Origin of the sequence: Bacillus massiliigorillae (assembly GCF_000380245.2) — a bacterium.
Classification (GTDB): Bacteria; Bacillota; Bacilli; order Bacillales; family DSM-1321; genus Bacillus_AD; species Bacillus_AD massiliigorillae.
Window position 1 is genome coordinate 1 of record NZ_HG428750.1, and the last position, 17,905, is coordinate 17,905.

The 17,905-nt window shown below is 37.3% G+C and carries 18 protein-coding genes; all 18 read right to left on the bottom strand.

The genetic code is table 11. The features are described 5' to 3' along the window. Nucleotides 1-394: 394 nt before the first annotated feature. On the bottom strand, nt 395-1,879 hold the full coding sequence (gene lysS, locus TX86_RS25215) for a lysine--tRNA ligase (RefSeq protein WP_042353231.1): 1,485 nt from the start codon (nt 1,877-1,879) through the stop codon (nt 395-397). A 198-nt stretch (nt 1,880-2,077) separates the two neighbouring features. Further along, a complete protein-coding gene (dusB, locus tag TX86_RS25220) occupies nt 2,078-3,076 on the bottom strand; it encodes a tRNA dihydrouridine synthase DusB (protein ID WP_042353232.1) in 999 nt (332 codons plus the stop codon). A gap of 70 nt (nt 3,077-3,146) precedes the next feature. Continuing rightward, a complete protein-coding gene (locus TX86_RS25225) occupies nt 3,147-3,353 on the bottom strand; it encodes a helix-turn-helix domain-containing protein (protein ID WP_042353233.1) in 207 nt (68 codons plus the stop codon). Beyond that, nucleotides 3,305-3,832, bottom strand: coding sequence for a 2-amino-4-hydroxy-6-hydroxymethyldihydropteridine diphosphokinase (gene folK / locus TX86_RS25230; protein ID WP_042353234.1), 528 nt, complete (start codon nt 3,830-3,832; stop codon nt 3,305-3,307). The genes TX86_RS25225 and folK overlap by 49 nt, the downstream gene beginning before the upstream one ends. After that, the gene (gene folB / locus TX86_RS25235; RefSeq protein WP_042353236.1) at nt 3,832-4,197 is read right to left on the bottom strand and encodes a dihydroneopterin aldolase; all 366 of its coding nucleotides are present in this window, start codon (nt 4,195-4,197) and stop codon (nt 3,832-3,834) included. Before folB ends, folK begins: the two co-directional genes overlap by 1 nt. After that, nucleotides 4,190-5,032: a dihydropteroate synthase gene (folP, locus tag TX86_RS25240; protein WP_042353238.1), complete on the bottom strand. Its 843-nt coding sequence runs from the start codon at nt 5,030-5,032 to the stop codon at nt 4,190-4,192. The genes folB and folP overlap by 8 nt, the downstream gene beginning before the upstream one ends. 18 nt (nt 5,033-5,050) lie before the next feature. Beyond that, complete coding sequence (gene pabC, locus TX86_RS25245) at nt 5,051-5,917, bottom strand: aminodeoxychorismate lyase (protein WP_042353303.1); 867 nt, start codon at nt 5,915-5,917, stop codon at nt 5,051-5,053. A gap of 11 nt (nt 5,918-5,928) precedes the next feature. After that, nucleotides 5,929-6,510 (bottom strand): aminodeoxychorismate/anthranilate synthase component II, encoded by a 582-nt coding sequence (gene pabA, locus TX86_RS25250; protein WP_042353239.1) that lies wholly within the window; start codon nt 6,508-6,510, stop codon nt 5,929-5,931. Next, nucleotides 6,507-7,928 carry an aminodeoxychorismate synthase, component I gene (gene pabB / locus TX86_RS25255; RefSeq protein ID WP_042353240.1) on the bottom strand — a complete coding sequence of 474 codons (1,422 nt, stop codon included), beginning with the start codon at nt 7,926-7,928 and terminating at the stop codon, nt 6,507-6,509. The genes pabA and pabB overlap by 4 nt, the downstream gene beginning before the upstream one ends. A gap of 129 nt (nt 7,929-8,057) precedes the next feature. Beyond that, the gene (gene cysK / locus TX86_RS25260) at nt 8,058-8,984 is read right to left on the bottom strand and encodes a cysteine synthase A (RefSeq protein WP_042353241.1); all 927 of its coding nucleotides are present in this window, start codon (nt 8,982-8,984) and stop codon (nt 8,058-8,060) included. Nucleotides 8,985-9,159: 175 nt separating this feature from the next. Next, complete coding sequence (locus tag TX86_RS25265; protein WP_336469873.1) at nt 9,160-10,107, bottom strand: peptidyl-prolyl cis-trans isomerase; 948 nt, start codon at nt 10,105-10,107, stop codon at nt 9,160-9,162. Beyond that, nucleotides 10,056-10,934, bottom strand: a complete 879-nt coding sequence (gene hslO / locus TX86_RS25270) for an Hsp33 family molecular chaperone HslO (protein ID WP_042353243.1) — start codon at nt 10,932-10,934, stop codon at nt 10,056-10,058. Before hslO ends, TX86_RS25265 begins: the two co-directional genes overlap by 52 nt. A 20-nt stretch (nt 10,935-10,954) precedes the next feature. Continuing rightward, nucleotides 10,955-11,740 carry a type III pantothenate kinase gene (locus TX86_RS25275; RefSeq protein ID WP_042353304.1) on the bottom strand — a complete coding sequence of 262 codons (786 nt, stop codon included), beginning with the start codon at nt 11,738-11,740 and terminating at the stop codon, nt 10,955-10,957. Nucleotides 11,741-11,958: 218 nt separating this feature from the next. After that, nucleotides 11,959-13,995 carry an ATP-dependent zinc metalloprotease FtsH gene (gene ftsH, locus TX86_RS25280; RefSeq protein ID WP_042353244.1) on the bottom strand — a complete coding sequence of 679 codons (2,037 nt, stop codon included), beginning with the start codon at nt 13,993-13,995 and terminating at the stop codon, nt 11,959-11,961. A 109-nt stretch (nt 13,996-14,104) separates the two neighbouring features. Beyond that, nucleotides 14,105-14,650: a hypoxanthine phosphoribosyltransferase gene (gene hpt / locus TX86_RS25285; RefSeq protein ID WP_042353246.1), complete on the bottom strand. Its 546-nt coding sequence runs from the start codon at nt 14,648-14,650 to the stop codon at nt 14,105-14,107. Between the two features lie 29 nt (nt 14,651-14,679). Beyond that, a complete protein-coding gene (gene tilS / locus TX86_RS25290) occupies nt 14,680-16,053 on the bottom strand; it encodes a tRNA lysidine(34) synthetase TilS (protein WP_042353247.1) in 1,374 nt (457 codons plus the stop codon). 122 nt (nt 16,054-16,175) lie between these two features. Then, the gene (gene prkT, locus TX86_RS25295; RefSeq protein WP_042353249.1) at nt 16,176-17,144 is read right to left on the bottom strand and encodes a serine/threonine protein kinase PrkT; all 969 of its coding nucleotides are present in this window, start codon (nt 17,142-17,144) and stop codon (nt 16,176-16,178) included. Beyond that, nucleotides 17,113-17,847 (bottom strand): vWA domain-containing protein, encoded by a 735-nt coding sequence (locus tag TX86_RS25300; protein ID WP_042353250.1) that lies wholly within the window; start codon nt 17,845-17,847, stop codon nt 17,113-17,115. The genes prkT and TX86_RS25300 overlap by 32 nt, the downstream gene beginning before the upstream one ends. Nucleotides 17,848-17,905: the final 58 nt, after the last annotated feature.

Below are 17,905 nucleotides of genomic sequence, written 5' to 3' on the forward strand. Positions count from 1 at the left end.
GATCATTTCGTTACTGTTACAGCAACTTTTATATAATATCATTTAAGTTATTCACTGTCAATAACTTTTTTAACATTATTTTCGTCGCCATCAGAAGCAACTTTATTAATATACCATTTCATCACTTTCAAGTCAACTACTTTTTTGAAGTTTTCATTTACTTACTTTGTAGTCCGCTTGTTAGCAACGGATATAAATATACCATTATAAAATAACCAATGCAATAGTTTTCTTTAAAAACCTAGATTATTTTTATAAGATCACTCCGAAAACGTTTTACTGATAAAACAATTCCCCATTTTGTTTTTTATAGAAGACTCTCTTTTATTTATAGGTTTTAGCTACAAAGAAAAAGACAGCATATATGCTGTCTTTTTCTTTAAATACAATTTAATTATCGTTGACGCATGTAAGGGAATAACAATACATCGCGAATTGATGGTGAATTCGTTAATAACATAACTAAACGATCGACACCAATCCCTAGTCCTCCTGTTGGCGGAAGACCATATTCTAATGCTTCGATGAAATCATCATCCATTTCGTGCGCTTCATCGTTACCTTGTTCTTTTTCTTTTAATTGCGCTTCAAAACGCCCGCGTTGGTCAATTGGGTCATTTAGCTCTGTGAAGGCATTTGCATGCTCACGACCGACGATAAATAACTCAAAACGATCCGTAAAACGAGGATCTTCATCGTTCTTCTTCGCTAATGGAGAAATCTCTACTGGATGACCGTAGATGAATGTCGGTTGAATAAGCTTCTCTTCTACAACTTGTTCAAAGAATTCATTTACAATATGTCCAAACTCCATGTGCTCATTCACTTCAATATTATGCTCTTTCGCTAATTGTTGAGCTTCTTCTTTCGTCATTTCTTTCCAGAAGTCTACTCCACAATATTGCTTAACAGCATCAACCATATGAAGTCTTGTCCACTTAGGTGTTAAATCAATTTGCTCTTCGCCATACTGGATAACCATGCTACCATGAACCTCTTGGGCAATGTGAGCAATTAGATTTTCAGTCAGCTCCATAATATCGTTATAATCAGCATACGCTTCATATAACTCAATCATTGTAAATTCTGGGTTATGTCTTGTAGATACACCCTCATTACGGAATACACGACCAATTTCATATACCTTTTCTAATCCACCTACAATTAAACGCTTTAAGTGTAGCTCAATTGCAATACGCATGAATAATTCCATGTCTAGCGCATTGTGGTGTGTTACGAATGGACGTGCAGAAGCTCCACCAGCAATTGTATGCATCATTGGTGTTTCAACTTCCAAGAAACCTTGCGCATCTAGGTAGCGACGCATTGCTTGAATAATTTTACTTCTAAGAATGAAAGTTTGTCTACTTTCCTCATTAGTAATTAAATCTACATAACGCTTACGGTAACGTTCTTCTACATCTTTTAAACCGTGGAATTTATCAGGTAGCGGACGTAGCGCCTTTGTTAAGAAAGTAAATTCTTTTACTTTAATAGATAATTCGCCCACTTGAGTTTTGAAGATCGTACCAGCAACACCTACGATATCTCCTAAATCCGCATGTTTGAAATCTTCATAGTTTTCTTCGCCCACTGCATCTTTACGAACATAAATTTGAATTTGGCCAGTCAAATCCTGAATATGAGCAAAACCAGCTTTACCTTTACCTCGTTTTGTCATAATACGTCCAGCGATTATAACTTCAATATTCTTCTCTTCTAATTCTTCTTTAGATAGTTCACCATATGTATCAAGAATTTCTTGTGATAGGTGAGTACGGTCAAATCTTTTACCGAATGGATCTTTACCTGCATCACGTAACGCTTGCATTTTGTCACGTCTTACTTGCAATTGGTCATTTAATTCTTCATGACTCATGATTGTTCACTCCAATTTCCTTGTCATATATATATTTAGTTCGATAAACGAACTGTAATGTCTAATTTCCATTGTACACAAAGAAGCATAGGAAAACACCTTTTTTCCATGAAAGGTTGTTTTACATCCAAAAAAACTGCCAGAAAAACCGGCAGTTTAGTGAATATCATAGGAAATTACTATTAGAAATTCAAACCATTATACAACGTGTATAGTAGCTGCCTTTCTTTCCACTTCCTCTACTAACCCAGTTAATACGTTAGCCATTTGTGCTCTTGTCGTACACTCATTAATATCATTACGTGCTTTAGCATTACCTTTAATGCCTTTTAAATACCAAGCTGCATGTTTTCTCATTTCACGTACAGCTACATTTTCGTTCTTTAAATCAATTAAGCGATCTAAATGAAGTAAGCACACGTCAATCTTCTCACGTGCTGTCGGCTCGTCAACTAGTTCCCCTGTTTCTAAATATTTAACTGTACGATAAATCATCCAAGGGTTCCCAAGTGCCGCTCGACCAATCATTACACCATCACAACCAGTCTCATCTAACATCCTTTTCGCATCTTGTGGTGTTTCAACATCACCATTTCCAATAATCGGGATATTGGTTGCTTCTTTCACTTGGCGAATAATATCCCAGTTGGATTTACCTTCATACATTTGGTAACGAGTTCTTCCATGTAACGCGACTGCTTTTCCTCCCGCTCGTTCTACCGCTTGAGCATTTTCAATTGCATATACATGTTCTTCATCCCAGCCCATACGCATTTTTACAGTTACAGGCTTATCAACAGTATCAACAACCGCCGCTACCATTTCATATATTTTATTAGGATCTAGTAACCATTTTGCCCCAGCATCTACCTTTGTAATCTTCGGCACCGGACATCCCATATTGATATCAATAATATCTGCATTTGTATTCTTATCAACAAATTGCGCTGCTTCTACTAATGTTGATTTTTCTCCACCAAAAATTTGTAAGCTCAGCGGCTTTTCTCTTTCATCAATAAAAAGCATATCCATCGTTCTCGCGTTTTTATATACAATCCCCTTATCACTTACCATTTCAGCGCAAACTAGCCCTGCACCAAATTCTTTAACCGTTAAGCGGAATGCAACATTACATACCCCAGCCATCGGGGCAAGAACAATACGATTCTTCATTTCGATATCGCCTATTTTAAACAATAGATGTCCTCCTTTCTTAAAGCTGCATGAAATACATTCCCATTCCCTAAGCTTCGTTCCAATTTATCGATTAATCAACCGGCTGCAATTCATTAATTGAAATCCCTAAAACATCTGCGATTTCTTTAATAAACTGTTCCGTCGGCATTCTATTTCCACGTTCTATTTCACCAAGATATGATACAGATACCAATAACTCTTTAGCAAACCCTTCCTGTGTGTATCCTTTTAACTTTCTAAATGCTCGAATACGTCTTCCCCATTTTTCCGCTTCCATAATCGTACTCCTTCTTTATCCGGTATACGTTCTAAAATTTCATTAAAAGATTGACCCGATGTGGGAAGCTGGATGTTTGGCTCTATTTCCACTAAAGGAATGATGACAAAAGCACGCTCGTGCATCCTAGGATGTGGAACAGAAAGGTCATCTGTTTCAATATTTTCGTGATTAAACAATAAAATGTCAAGGTCCACCGTTCGTGGACCCCAACGAATTACCCTTTTTCTACCAAGAGTATTTTCGATACTTTGACAGACAGAAAGCAATTGCTCCGCTGTGTACGTAGTTTTTAATTCGACAACGATATTTAAGAAATTTCCTTGATTTGTATAACCGACAGGGTCGGTTTCATAAAGTGATGAAATGTCACTCACTTCAATATGCTGATCACCATGTAATAACTGAACGGCTTCACGCAAATATAGTAGCCTATCATCCAGATTAGAACCAAGTGATAAATAAGCAGTAGATGTCATTACAATTCACGGCTCCTCTTTATTTCAATAGCCACTGATTTATAATGACCTGGGATTGGCGGATCTGGCTTAATTACCTTCACAGTACAAGTTTGCACTAATGGAAATTGATTTAATATCGTTGATGCAATTTTTTCAGCTACAGCTTCTAGTAGTTTATATGGTTTTCCTTCTACAATCATCTTACACGCATTGAAAAGTTCACCATAATGAACAGAATAAGTTAGTTCATCACTTTTTCCCGCTTTTGATAAATCAGTTTCAACCATTAGATCTACCTTAAAGCGTTGACCTAACTTTGTTTCTTCTGGAAACACGCCATGGTAACCATAGAACTCCATTTCATTGACATAAATTTTATCCATTGTCTTGCCCCTTTCCAACTAACGCATCCATCATTTTCGCCATGCGAGCTACTTCTTTCACATCATGGACCCGCATAATTTGGCAACCTTTTTGAATGCCATAACAAACAGTGGCACCTGTGCCTTCTAAACGCTCATTAGCTGGTAAGTCTAAAATCGCACCAATCATCGATTTTCGTGATGTACCAAGTAACACTGGATATCCTAATGCCACAAGTGTATCCAAATTACGCATCATTTCTACATTTTGTTGTAAATCTTTCGCAAAGCCAATACCAGGGTCAACAATGATATTTTCATCTTTCACACCCGCTTGCTTTGCCAATGAAATACTTTCATACATATCATAAAAAGCATCGCGAACAAAGTTTTCATAGTCTTGGTCATGACGATTGTGCATGATAACGAATGGTACATTGAGTTCTGCAGCCACACTCGCCATGCGATCATCGGCTTTACCACCCCATATATCATTAATAATATGAGCGCCTGCCATGATAGCTTGTTTTGCCACTTCTGCTTTGTACGTATCAATGGAAATAGGTACACTTACTTCACTTGCTAAAGCTTTGATAATAGGAATAACTCGTTGTAATTCTTCTTCTACAGAGACTGGGGCGTGACCAGGGCGTGTAGATTCCCCACCAATATCGATGATGTCTGCTCCGTCTTGCACTAATTTTTTTGCTTGAGCTACCGCTGCTTCTATTTCATTAAATCGTCCACCATCAGAAAATGAATCAGGTGTGACGTTCAAGATACCCATAATCAATGTCTTCTTACTATAATCTAGCTTATATGGTCCACAAGAAATAATCGTATTGTTTGTATTCATATTGAGTCACCTAGCATTTCATCGTAATGTTTGACTTGTCTCTAATTGATTTCTATATTCCTTATACATAGAAAAAAGTTGATTCGTAACCGAACCAGTTGCTCCCTGATAACGAGCTTTGCCTACCAACTCGTTCACTGCTACTATTTCCTGAATAGAATTCGTAATGAAGACCTCATCAGCTTGCTCAAGTTCTTCTACCCGATAGTAACCTTCCTGTACCTGCAAGCCTATTTTTTCAGCCATACGTATAATCAATCTTCGCGTAATACCCGGTAAAATACCTGTACATATATGTGGCGTATACAAAACATCCCGCTTCACCAAAAAAACATTGGATGTGATTGCCTCCGAAACATAGCCTTCTTTCGTTAAAAAAATACCTTCTGCTTCAGGGTAATTTTTCAATTCCATTTTCGCCGCAATATTATTACCATAATGATGCGACTTCAAGCGAACGGATGTTTCAGGTGTGTTTCGGGCCACCTGCAAAAGCACAGCCGACTTTTCCTGCAATGTGTCTAAAGGCTCTTGTAATGGACTAATAAACACCATTATATTAGGCTCGCGATAAGGTTGATTAGGTAGACCCACCACTCCTACACCTGCAGATACATTGATCCGAACACGAGCATGCTTTAAATCATTTTTCATGAGCAATTGTAGGAGAATCTGTTTCATCTCTTCTTTTTGAATTGTCACTTCAATGAACATCTCTCGTAAACCTTGTTGCAATCGCTCTATATGATCATCTAGCAAGAAAGCATGTCCATCATACAACCGCAATGTTTCAAAAAGACCTATTCCATACAGAAAACCATGATCAAACGGAGAAATCATCACTTTCTCTTCGTCCAAATACTGACCATTTTGATAGATAATCATCTTATCACCCATTAATTGTTTGTTTTACTATAATAACGCAAAAATTGCTCTAATTGTTCTTTCCCGTACTCTGTCATTATTGACTCTGGATGGAATTGCACTCCTTCTATCGGCAACTCCTTATGTCTAATAGCCATAATTTCTCCCTCTTCAGTCCAAGCAGATATTTCAAAGCAAGAAGGTAGTGTTTCTCTCTTTACAATCAATGAATGGTAGCGCGTTGCCTGAAATGGGTTTTTTATATCTTTAAAGATGGTTTTCCTATCATGATAAACTGGCGACGTTTTACCATGCATTAATCGTTCTGCTCTTACAACCTCTGCACCAAATGCTTGTCCAATAGATTGCTGACCAAGACAAACACCGAAGATTGGAATACTACCTGCAAAGTGTTCAATGACCTGCAAGCTAACACCCGCTTCATTCGGACTGCATGGTCCAGGAGAAATCATAATATAGCTAGGTGATAATTCCTCAATCTCCGCTATTGTAATCTCATCATTTCTCTTCACAATCAGCTCTTGTCCCATTTCACCTAGATATTGTACTAAATTAAATGTAAATGAATCATAATTATCAATCATTAGTATCATCGTTGCTCTTCACCTTTACGTAATGCTTTTTCATCCGCTAACTCTTTCGCTCTCCAAACAGCCGCTGCTTTCTTTAAACTTTCCTTATACTCATGCTTCGGTTGAGAATCAATGACAATTCCTGCTCCCGCTTGAATATGCCCAACACCATCTTTTGCAAATAATGTACGAATGACAATATTTAATTCTAAATCTCCATTAAAGCCAATCCAACCTATTGATCCCGTATAGACACCCCTACGTACTGGCTCTAATTCTTCAATAATCTCCATTGTCCGTACCTTAGGAGCTCCAGTAATCGTTCCACCAGGGAATGTAGCACGAATTACATCATATTCATCTGCAGAAGCTGCTAGGCTTCCTCTTACATTTGATACAATATGCATCACGTGTGAATATTTTTCTATAACCATAAATTCATTAACTTCTACTGTGCCATATTCACAGACACGACCAAGGTCGTTTCTCTCAAGATCCACTAGCATTACATGTTCCGCTCGTTCTTTCTCATTTTGAATTAATTCATCCGCAAGCTGTTCATCTTCTATTTCATTCTTACCGCGCGAACGTGTACCGGCTATCGGTCTTGTACTAACAGCACGTCTCTTTTTCTTTACAAGTAATTCGGGAGATCCACTCACTACTTGAAAATAGGGCGTTTGTAAATAGCTCATGTATGGAGATGGATTCAACTCTCTCAGAGCGGTATAAATTTCAAGAGGGTGTGCTACAAGTTGTTTAGATTGTCTAACGGAGAGATTAACTTGAAAGATATCTCCTTGAGCGATATATGCTTTCACCTTATCAACAGCATCTTTAAATTGCTGCTCTGTCATTGAAACCTCTAAGTCTCCATCATTTTCACTCAATAGATCAAAATGTAGTTCTTGGCTACGTGAAGAAGCTTCAACGAATTGATGCTCCATTTCTTCTAACCTACGTTGACATACATCTTCATCATGACCAACCATCATGAGCCACAACACTTCTTCCTCATGATCGAACAATGCCACTTCATCGAATACAAGGAAATAAAGTATAGGAGTTTCCAAATCATCCTCAGCTAACATCGGTAAATTCTCTATGTAACGCGCATAGTCATAGCTAATAAAACCGATAGCTCCACCTTGGAAGTCAGGTAAATCCTGTTGAAATGCTACTTCCCTTTGCCTCATCCACTGCTTCATACTAAGAAGCGGGTCACCTGAAATAATTTCTTCCTGACCCTGCTCGCTTACTACCAATCGATTATGATAACCTTCTATCACCGCATGAGCATGTATTCCACAAATAGAATACTTACCACCTCTACCACTTTCTAAAATTATATGATGTTCACTTTTATATGACAAAACCTTGTATGCATGAAAAAAATCTTCTTTCTTGAAGGGGATTTTTCTATTAAACACTTGGCGCATCTATCTATTCACTCCTAATTTAAGCCTTCATCTGTTTTCACTCTCTTAGTGTACTATGCCCTAGACCATTTTCATAACAAAAAAAGCACCCATGAAATGGATGCTTTTCACCGCTATTAAACGAAATAATTATTCAAAGTTATACAATGGCGTACTTAAGTAGCGCTCACCATTACTTGGAAGAATCGCTAATACTTTTTTACCTTTACCTAATTGCTTCGCTACTTGAAGAGCAGCTGAAATGGCAGCACCCGATGAAATCCCACCAAGGATACCTTCTTCTTTAGCCGCACGTCGAGCGTATTCAAAAGCCGCTTCATTTTGTACAGGAATAATTTCATCATAAATATTTGTATTTAAAGTATCTGGAATAAAACCTGCTCCAATTCCTTGAATCTTATGAGGACCTGGTTTACCACCTGCTAAAACTGGTGAATCTGCTGGTTCCACTGCAACGATTTTGATGTTCGGAAAAGCTTCACGTAACACTTCACCTGTCCCCGTAATTGTTCCACCTGTACCAACACCAGAAATAAAAGCATCTAGTTGCTCTCCAGCGAATTGTGCAACGATTTCTTTTCCTGTTGTTTTTCTGTGTATTTCAGGATTTGCTTCATTTTTGAATTGTTGTGGTACAAAATAACCATGCTCTTTCGCAAGCTCTTCTGCTTTACGGATAGCTCCACCCATCCCCTCTGGTCCTGGAGTTAAAACAAGATCTGCTCCGTAAGCACGTAAAAGATTTCTGCGCTCGATACTCATTGTTTCAGGCATTACAAGAATGGCTTTGTATCCTTTTGCTGCTGCGATCATTGCAAGACCAATCCCCGTATTCCCACTTGTTGGTTCAATAATTGTTGCACCTGGCTTTAAGTCACCTGTTGCTTCTGCCGCTTCAATCATAGCTAACGCAATACGGTCCTTTACACTACTTCCTGGATTCATATATTCAAGCTTCACGTATACATCTGCACTATTTTCATCTACTAAACGATTTAATTTAACAATTGGTGTTTGACCCACTAATTCTGCTACTGAATTTGCGATTTTACTCACTTCATCCACCCCTAATTCCGAGTATTTGTATTGGTATTATTAAATTACCATACCGTAACATTTAATGTCAATCAATTAACAACTAATTATATGTAAAATTCTTAATCTTTTTCTTATTATCTCTTTTTTTACCCCAAAATACAAAAAAGAGCTTAATATACTCATTAAGCTCTTTTTACTCTTTCTTATCATATAGCCATTGTACATCAGAATCTGCCCATAAGTTTTCAGCCGAAAGAGGACCATTCATTTCCTCAAGTGCCAATTGGCGCTTTAACATACTTTTCACTTCCTTGAATGAGTATGTCTTTCGTTTTAAACGGTCATGTAGATAAATAATAGCATAACCATCATCAAGCTTAATTGGTTTACTATATGTGCCTACTTTCATTTCCGCTGCTTTATCTCGATATACTTCGGGAAATCTTTTGTGATTCTTGGTAATATACCCAATGTCGCCTTTTTGCTGCGCCGATAAATCATCTTGTGATTTTTCCATCGCTAACACTTTAAATGAGGCACCGTCTTGTAATTCATTATATATTTGTTTCGCTTCTTTTTTCTTCTTCACAACAATATGCGAAAGATGATACGCAGCAGGAAGTGTATAGGCATCTTTATTCTTCTCATAAGCAGCTTCTAATTCTTCATCAGATATCTCTACATTATGAACTAAAAGCTTTTCAAGCAATATCTTGCTTCTAATTTGAGCTTCCCATTGTTTTTTACTTTGTAAATATTGTTGATCATAAGAACCATACTGCGTTTTAATAAAATGAAGTTCTTGGTTGAGCTCTTTATCTGACACTGTAATATTGTATCGTTCAGCTGTCTGCTTAATCACTTCTTCATCAATTAAGTCCTTCAAAACTGCCTTACCATAACGCTTATCCAGTTCATCAATTAATTGTTGACGCTCAATAGTAACCTTACCAACCGTTGCTACTTCCTCAGGATCATCCTCAGAGCTAAAAACGCCTGTCGAAAAAAGAATGGTTACAACATTTATTACAAGTAGTGCTGCAATAATTGCAAGTAACTGCTTCTTCGATAAGGGAAATTGATTCCACTTTATTTCGCGTCTTTTTCTAATTGTTCTAGCTCCTCTTTTGAGAAATGATATTTTTCATTACAGAAATGACAATTCGCCTCTGCTTGTCCTTCTTCATCAATGATGTTACGTATTTCTTGCTTCCCTAAACTAATTAGTGCATTTTCAATACGTTCCTTCGAACATTGACATTGGAAAGTAACAGGCATTTTCTCAAGAATTTGCACATTTCCTTTTCCTAATAATTCTTCTAAAATATCTTCCGGTGTTAAACCAGATTGAATCATTTTAGAAATTGGCTGAATCGTTTTTAATCTTTCTTCAATAGCAACAATCGTTTCTTCTTCTGTACCCGGCAATAATTGTAGAATAAATCCACCTGCAGCCTGGATTGAATTATCCGGATTCACAAGGACCCCTACACCAACAGATGAAGGAACTTGTTCTGATGTTACTAAATAATACGTAAAATCATCACCGATTTCTCCAGAAACAATTGGAGTTTGACCAGTAAAATAGTCTTTCAATCCTAAATCCTTTACGATACTTAACATACCATCTGTTCCTACAGCTCTACGAACATCTAATTTACCATGCTCATTTAAATCAAAGTGCGTTTGTGGATTTGTTACATATCCTCTTACTTCCCCCTTAGCATTGCTATCTACTAGAATAGTGCCAATAGGTCCGCCACCTTCGATTTTGATTGTAAGTGTATTATCGCCCTTTAACATAGCACCCAACATAACACCCGCTGTCATCGTACGTCCAAGTGCTGCTGACGCTGTTGGCCACGTATAATGACGACGTTGTGCTTCTGCAACCGCTTCTGTAGTAGAAACTGCATATGCACGCACTTGTCCGTTAAATCCTAATGCTTTTACTAAATAATCTTTCATATGTTCTAATGCCCCTATTCTTACACGTACTTTTTCACTTGATCTTTGTTGCGTTGATAGATTAATTTTAATCCCGTTAATGTCAAGAAAGGATCCACCACATCAATCACATTTGATTCTGCAGCAATCAGTGCAGATAGACCACCTGTAGCAATTACAGTTGGCTCTCCTTTACTTTCTGCTTTCATCCTCGTTACAATACCTTCTACTTGTCCAACGTATCCATATAGAATACCCGATTGCATCGCTGCAACTGTACTCTTTCCAACAATGCCTTCTGGTTTCACAATTTCAATTCGTGGTAGCTTTGCAGCTCTTGAATAAAGTGCTTCTGTTGAAATACCTATTCCGGGTGCAATAGCTCCTCCCATATATTGTTTCTTTTCATTCACATAACAATACGTTGTAGCTGTACCAAAATCGACAATAATCAATGGTCCGTCATATTGGTCAATCGCAGCTACAGCATTCACTATACGGTCAGCCCCTACTTCTCTAGGGTTATCATACTTTATATTTAAGCCTGTTTTAATTCCTGGTCCAACAACTAGTGGAATGGATTTAAAATACTTCTTACACATACGTTCAAGAGCAGCCATGATTGGTGGAACAACTGAAGAAATGATGATTCCATCAAAATCTTGAAACGTTAAATCTACATGCTTCAATAGCTGTTTAATCAACATGCCATATTCGTCTTCCGTTTTATTACGACTAGTTTCTATACGCCAATGATGTTTTAGCTCTTCTTTTTGATATACACCTAATACGGTATTTGTGTTTCCTACATCTAGTACAAATATCATTGTTCTCACCACTTTTACCAAATTCATTGTCACACCTTCACATCATACCATAATTAGCATTGAATCGTTAAACAGAATTGTCGAAATAAGCCGATTCATAGCACATCGTTTCTAGGCTATCCGCTTATATGCTCCGTTCATTCTTGAAGACTTGAATCCTACAATATACGTTTTTGTTTTCAAAAAAGCGGTCCTTATTAGGACCGCTTTTCATACCACTATTTTTTCTCATCATTTGAAGAAGATTCTTCAGTACTCTCTTCTTGAACTGGAGGAGTTACATCTTCCTCACGTTGCTCCTTAACCTCAGGAGAATTCGTTTGCTCAGAAGGCGTCTCTACTGATTCTTTTTTCTTACCGATATTTACTTTCACATCACCAGAGGATGATTCTAGATTACCATTTAACGTTTTGTACGTACGTTCAGGTAATGAACCGTGGTCACATAAGTGCTTGATTTGATCTGCATCTAATGTTTCAACCTCTAATAATGTATTCGCAATTAAATCTAGTTTATCACGATTATCAGTTAAGATTGTTTTCGCTCTTTGATAACTCTCTTTAATGATTCGTTGAATTTCTAGATCAATATCGTAAGCAATTGCATCAGAGTAATTTTGGTCGTTATTGAAGTCACGACCAAGGAATACTTGACCTCCTTGAGATGAACCGAATTGAAGTGGTCCAAGTTTATCACTCATACCATATTCTGTTACCATGCTACGAGCAATGGCTGTCGCACGTTGGAAGTCGTTATGAGCACCTGTACTTACTTCACCGAATACGATTTCCTCAGCTACACGTCCACCAAGTAAACCAACAATTTTATCAAGTAATTCTGGCTTTGTCATAAAGAAACGATCTTCTTTTGGAAGCATTACTGCATATCCACCAGCTTGACCACGAGGGACAATCGTAACTTTATGAACAGTTTCAGCTTCATCTAACACAACACCAATTACTGTATGACCTGCTTCGTGGAAAGCAACGATATTACGTTCTTTCTTAGAAATAACACGATTCTTCTTAGCTGGTCCTGCAATAACACGGTCAGTTGCTTCATCAATATCAGCCATATCAATTTTCTTTTTATTTTGACGAGCAGCTACTAATGCTGCTTCATTTAATAAGTTTTCTAAATCAGCACCAGAGAATCCAGGAGTTCTTTGAGCAATTGCTTTCAAGTCTACACTTTCATCAAATGGCTTGTTACGAGCATGTACGTGCAGTACAGCTTCACGACCTTTAACATCTGGACGACCTACCGTAATTTGACGGTCAAAACGTCCTGGACGAAGTAACGCAGGATCAAGAATATCAGGACGGTTAGTTGCAGCGATAATGATGATACCTTCATTCACGCCGAATCCATCCATTTCAACTAGCAACTGGTTAAGTGTTTGTTCACGCTCATCGTGACCACCACCAAGACCTGCACCACGTTGACGACCTACTGCATCAATTTCATCGATAAAGATGATACATGGAGCGTTCTTCTTCGCGTTCTCGAATAAATCACGAACACGAGATGCACCGACACCGACAAACATTTCAACGAAATCCGAACCCGAGATAGAGAAGAACGGAACGCCTGCTTCACCTGCAACAGCCCTAGCAAGCAATGTTTTACCAGTACCAGGAGGTCCAACAAGTAGAACCCCTTTCGGAATACGAGCTCCAACCTCTGAGAATTTACGAGGGTCTTTCAAAAATTCTACCACTTCAACAAGTTCTTGCTTCTCTTCATCCGCTCCAGCTACATCATTAAAGCGAACCTTTTTCTTCTCATCGTTGTAAAGCTTTGCTTTACTTTTACCAAAGTTCATTACACGACCACCGCCGCCTTGAGCTTGGTTTAATAAGAAGAAGAATAGAATGAACATAATCACAAGTGGAATTATGCTTGTAAAGAATGTAACCCAACCACTTGTTTCCTTAGCTTTAACAGTTTTGACTTCAGTGCCATTCTTTTCAGCTAAATCATACATTTGAGTCATTGTTTTATCACTGTTGACCACGTATGTTAAGAAAAGCTCACCCTTCTTAGCACCTTTTAATTGACCTTGAACAGCATAAACTCCTGCCTCAGGCTGTAAGGTAAAGTTAGTGATTTCCCCATCATTCAAGTACTTAAAAAATTGGTCTTGAGTGATTTGTTTATTCGCTTCATTATTGTTGGTGAAAATGCTCACAATACCAATAATGACCAACAATATTAATAAATAAAAAATGGTATTACGGAAGATCCGATTCATTCCTTACCTCCTCCCACAGTCACATTTAAATAAAATCTTACCATAGTAAAACACAATATTACAATAAATTAACATTTATGTAGACTGTATATTTATAGTTACTTTAAGCTTAGCTTTGGTAAATTTCAGGCTTTAATACACCAATGTACGGTAAGTTGCGGTATCTTTCTGCAAAATCCAATCCGTAACCAACTACGAATGCATCTGGTACATTGAAACCTACATAGTCAGCTTGAATGTCTACTTTACGACCAGTAGGCTTATCTAATAATGTAACAATCTTAATACTTTTTGCTTTTCTATAACGGAATAAATCAACTAAATAGTTTAATGTTAAACCGCTATCAATAATATCTTCGACAATTAAGATATCTCTTCCTTCTACTGAAGTGTTTAAATCTTTAACAATTTTTACTTCACCAGAAGAAACTGTTGAATTACCATAGCTAGAAACGTCCATAAAGTCCATTTCCAAGTGAGCATCTACTCGTTTAAATAAATCTGCCATAAATGGCATTGCTCCTTTTAAAACTCCAATCGCCAAAGGAAATTTATCACGATACTCTTCTGCTAATTGATTTCCCAACTCGAGAATTCTCTTTTGTATTTCCTCTTCACTAATTAATACTTCTTCAATTTCATTGTGCAAGCTCATTAACTGCTTTCCTCCTAGAAGAACGATTTCTACACGTATTTTAATGTAATGAAAGACTTATTTACCCCCACTGCCTCTTTGTAAGATTTTTTTAATCCAGGAATCCAAATAATCTCTCGGTTTCCATCCTCCACAATGGGCCATGATGCTCTTTCTGCTAAAGGTATTTTTTCATCGATAAAAATATCTTTTACCTTTTTCGATCCATTTAAGCCTTTTATTCTTATACGATCGCCATTTCTTCTTGTTCTGACTGTTAAAGGTAACCTTACCTCTTCAGGATCAATAATGAAAGTATTATTACTTACATCATTATTTCCTTCTATATAATACGCTTTTATTGTACCACCATTCGGAAGTATAATGTCTCCTGGGATATGTAAAGTAAAGGAATAAGGTTCTTGCACCTTTTCATCGAATAAAAATGTACAATAGTCATAAGACTTTTTGACTTTTAAACCTGCTGGCAAATGGATTTCACCGGATGAATGAGAATTTTGAATAAGCCTTAAAACTGCTTCAAGATGAGCTGCGGATAATTCTTCGTGTCTTTCAAAATAAAGATAGTTTAATATTAGTTGAATAGCTCTTCTTTGTAAAGGCTTAGACATCTCAAGAAACAAGCTTATTTGAATCTTTGAGAACTTTTCATCTTTTATCCAAAAAGTTTGTAACCTTTCTAGCGCTAGCGATTGTAAATATACCTCATCTTCTAACAATTCTTCACTAAATCGCTGAAAATGTTCATGCGTATTTTGATTCTCCTGTTTAAGAAAAGGAAGGACATTTAATCGAAATCGATTACGAGCGTATACGGGTTTCTCATTGCTATAATCTATTCGCGGAGTGAGACAGTTATGTTGACAATATACTTCAATCTCAGCTCTGCTTGCCCATAAGAAAGGACGAATTACAACAAATGTTTCAAATTCCCTTTTATATGCTATTCCTGCTCTCGCTTCACCAGTAGCTCCTCTCGTTAACCTCATGAGAATGGTTTCAATTTGATCATCACCATGATGTCCCGTTACGAGCTTATGTATATTATGCTTTAGCATCACCTCTTCAAAAAAGCGATACCTTACCTCTCTAGCTGCTATTTGTGATGATTTACCCGTAGTTTCAATATAGGCTGGTACATCCAAACGTGCCCCCTCAAATGTCAGGTCCATTTCTTTACATATTTGCTTCACAAACAAATAATCTTCATATGATTCTTGTCCTCTGAACATGTGATCTACATGCGCAACGATTAATCTCAACTGGTATTTTTCTTGGATACTATGTAAAAAGTGAAGCAAAGCCAATGAATCAGGTCCCCCTGAAACTCCTACTAGTAGAGCATCACCTTTTTCAATAAGGTGATATTTATCGATTGCATACCTTGCCTTTTTTTCAAGCATTGAAAACCCCTTCTTACTCAGAACTATATTTTACTTTATGAACAATGACACAAAGGTTATATGATATATTGTACTGTATCAAATAATTTTTTCCAAAAGAAAAGTATAGAAACTCTTGGCTTTTAACCAACTATTATTGTGTACAAATATAGTCCATATAAACAGCAAACAATAACCAATAAGAAAATTGTTTCAGCAAAACTACTTTTTTTAGATTTTTTAGTCGAAGTTGCCCGTGTTTGATGTCTTTTTCCGCTCTGGCTACTACTATGATTTCTTTGTGGCGAATATCCTTGTGCAATCTTCAAGATGTCTGTTCTCATTACCTCTGCACTCGTATAACTTCCCGATATAGCTCCTTGTAAAACCTTTTTATATGGTACTAATTCTTTAGTGCCACGAACAACCTCTAATAGTTGATTAGAACTCTTGGTATTTTTATTAAAACGTTGCGGATAATACGCATTAATCCATACCATTGCAACAGAAAATAAATCATAGGAAGGTTCCGCTTTTCGTGACCCGGCTCCCCAATATCCTCTATCAAAAAACTCCGTAAACTCTTTTACCGAACGACCTATATTGGTTGTACCTCCTACATCCACGCATCGAATTTGGTGAGATGGAAATGTAACAATTAAATTTTCAGGTTTTAAATCACCAAAGATCCATCCATTCTTATGCAATTGTTCAAGGCTTGATAATAGCTGTAATAACAAAATAACAACCCAATGTTTTCCCTTCGCTTTTACAAAAGGTAAAAACTCTTGTCCTTCAATATATTCCATGACATAAAAGGTCAGCGTGACTTGCCCTTTTACCATATCATCTCCATGGAACAAATAAGGCCCGAGGGAAGACCCTTGGACCTTGGAGAAAGACTTCAAGACATTCATTTCCGAGGCAATAGCTGCATAGTTATCACTAATTTTCAGTGCCACTAATTGTCCGTTATATTGAGCAAGATAAACAACCCCATTTGCACCTGCGCCTAATTGCTTTACGATTGTGTAGCTGTGCTTGAGCCATTTCCCTGTAATAATAGTTCCCGGTGCTAAATCACATTGACTCTTCATAGTACTGTTCATCATTAGACAGCAAACCTCTCAATGTACGTCTTTTACCAAAATAACGAATGGCTTCACTTAGAGCTGGACCAGTGGGTGTAATCCCTCGTGGTGTTAATTTATCAAAAACTTTCGTTAAAGAATCAAGTTTAGGTGTCCAGTCAAGTAACTTGGAAACATCACTCTTTTTCCCGGGAAATATAAAGACGGAAAATTTGTTATTTCCAATTCGAGCGTTTAAACTAATGGACAAATCAATTAGAGATTCTTTTACCGTAGGAATTTTGTGCTTCATACTTGCGCTCGTATCAACTAGTACTAGCACTTCTAAGTTGGAAGTTTCACTAATTTCGTCTACTACTTCAATGACTTCTCCACGTTTATCAGGTGAGAGGTCTTCTATGGAAGTAGAACGTCCTAGAATTTGTTTCAACTCTTTATTAACCACCCCTTGAATAGTCGTTGTCATGGCTTTACGTGTCACCATTTGCACCGTTTGTGATAGTGCTGACGCATAGACAATCTGACTAACTCCTCCTCCTGCGGCCGCAATTGCTTCAATTTCTTGTATTCCACTCTCATCAATTGTATCGTTTTCCATTACACCTATCACATTCACTGTGATTCCTTGTTCTCTTGCAAATGCAGCCATGGCTGCGGGATCTTCACCTTTATTTGAACAACCATCGGTGATTAATAGAATTTGCTTCAATGTACTTACTTGCATAGCAATCTCCCTTCCCGGCTAAATTTACTATCATCATCGCCGAGAATAAGAAGAAATA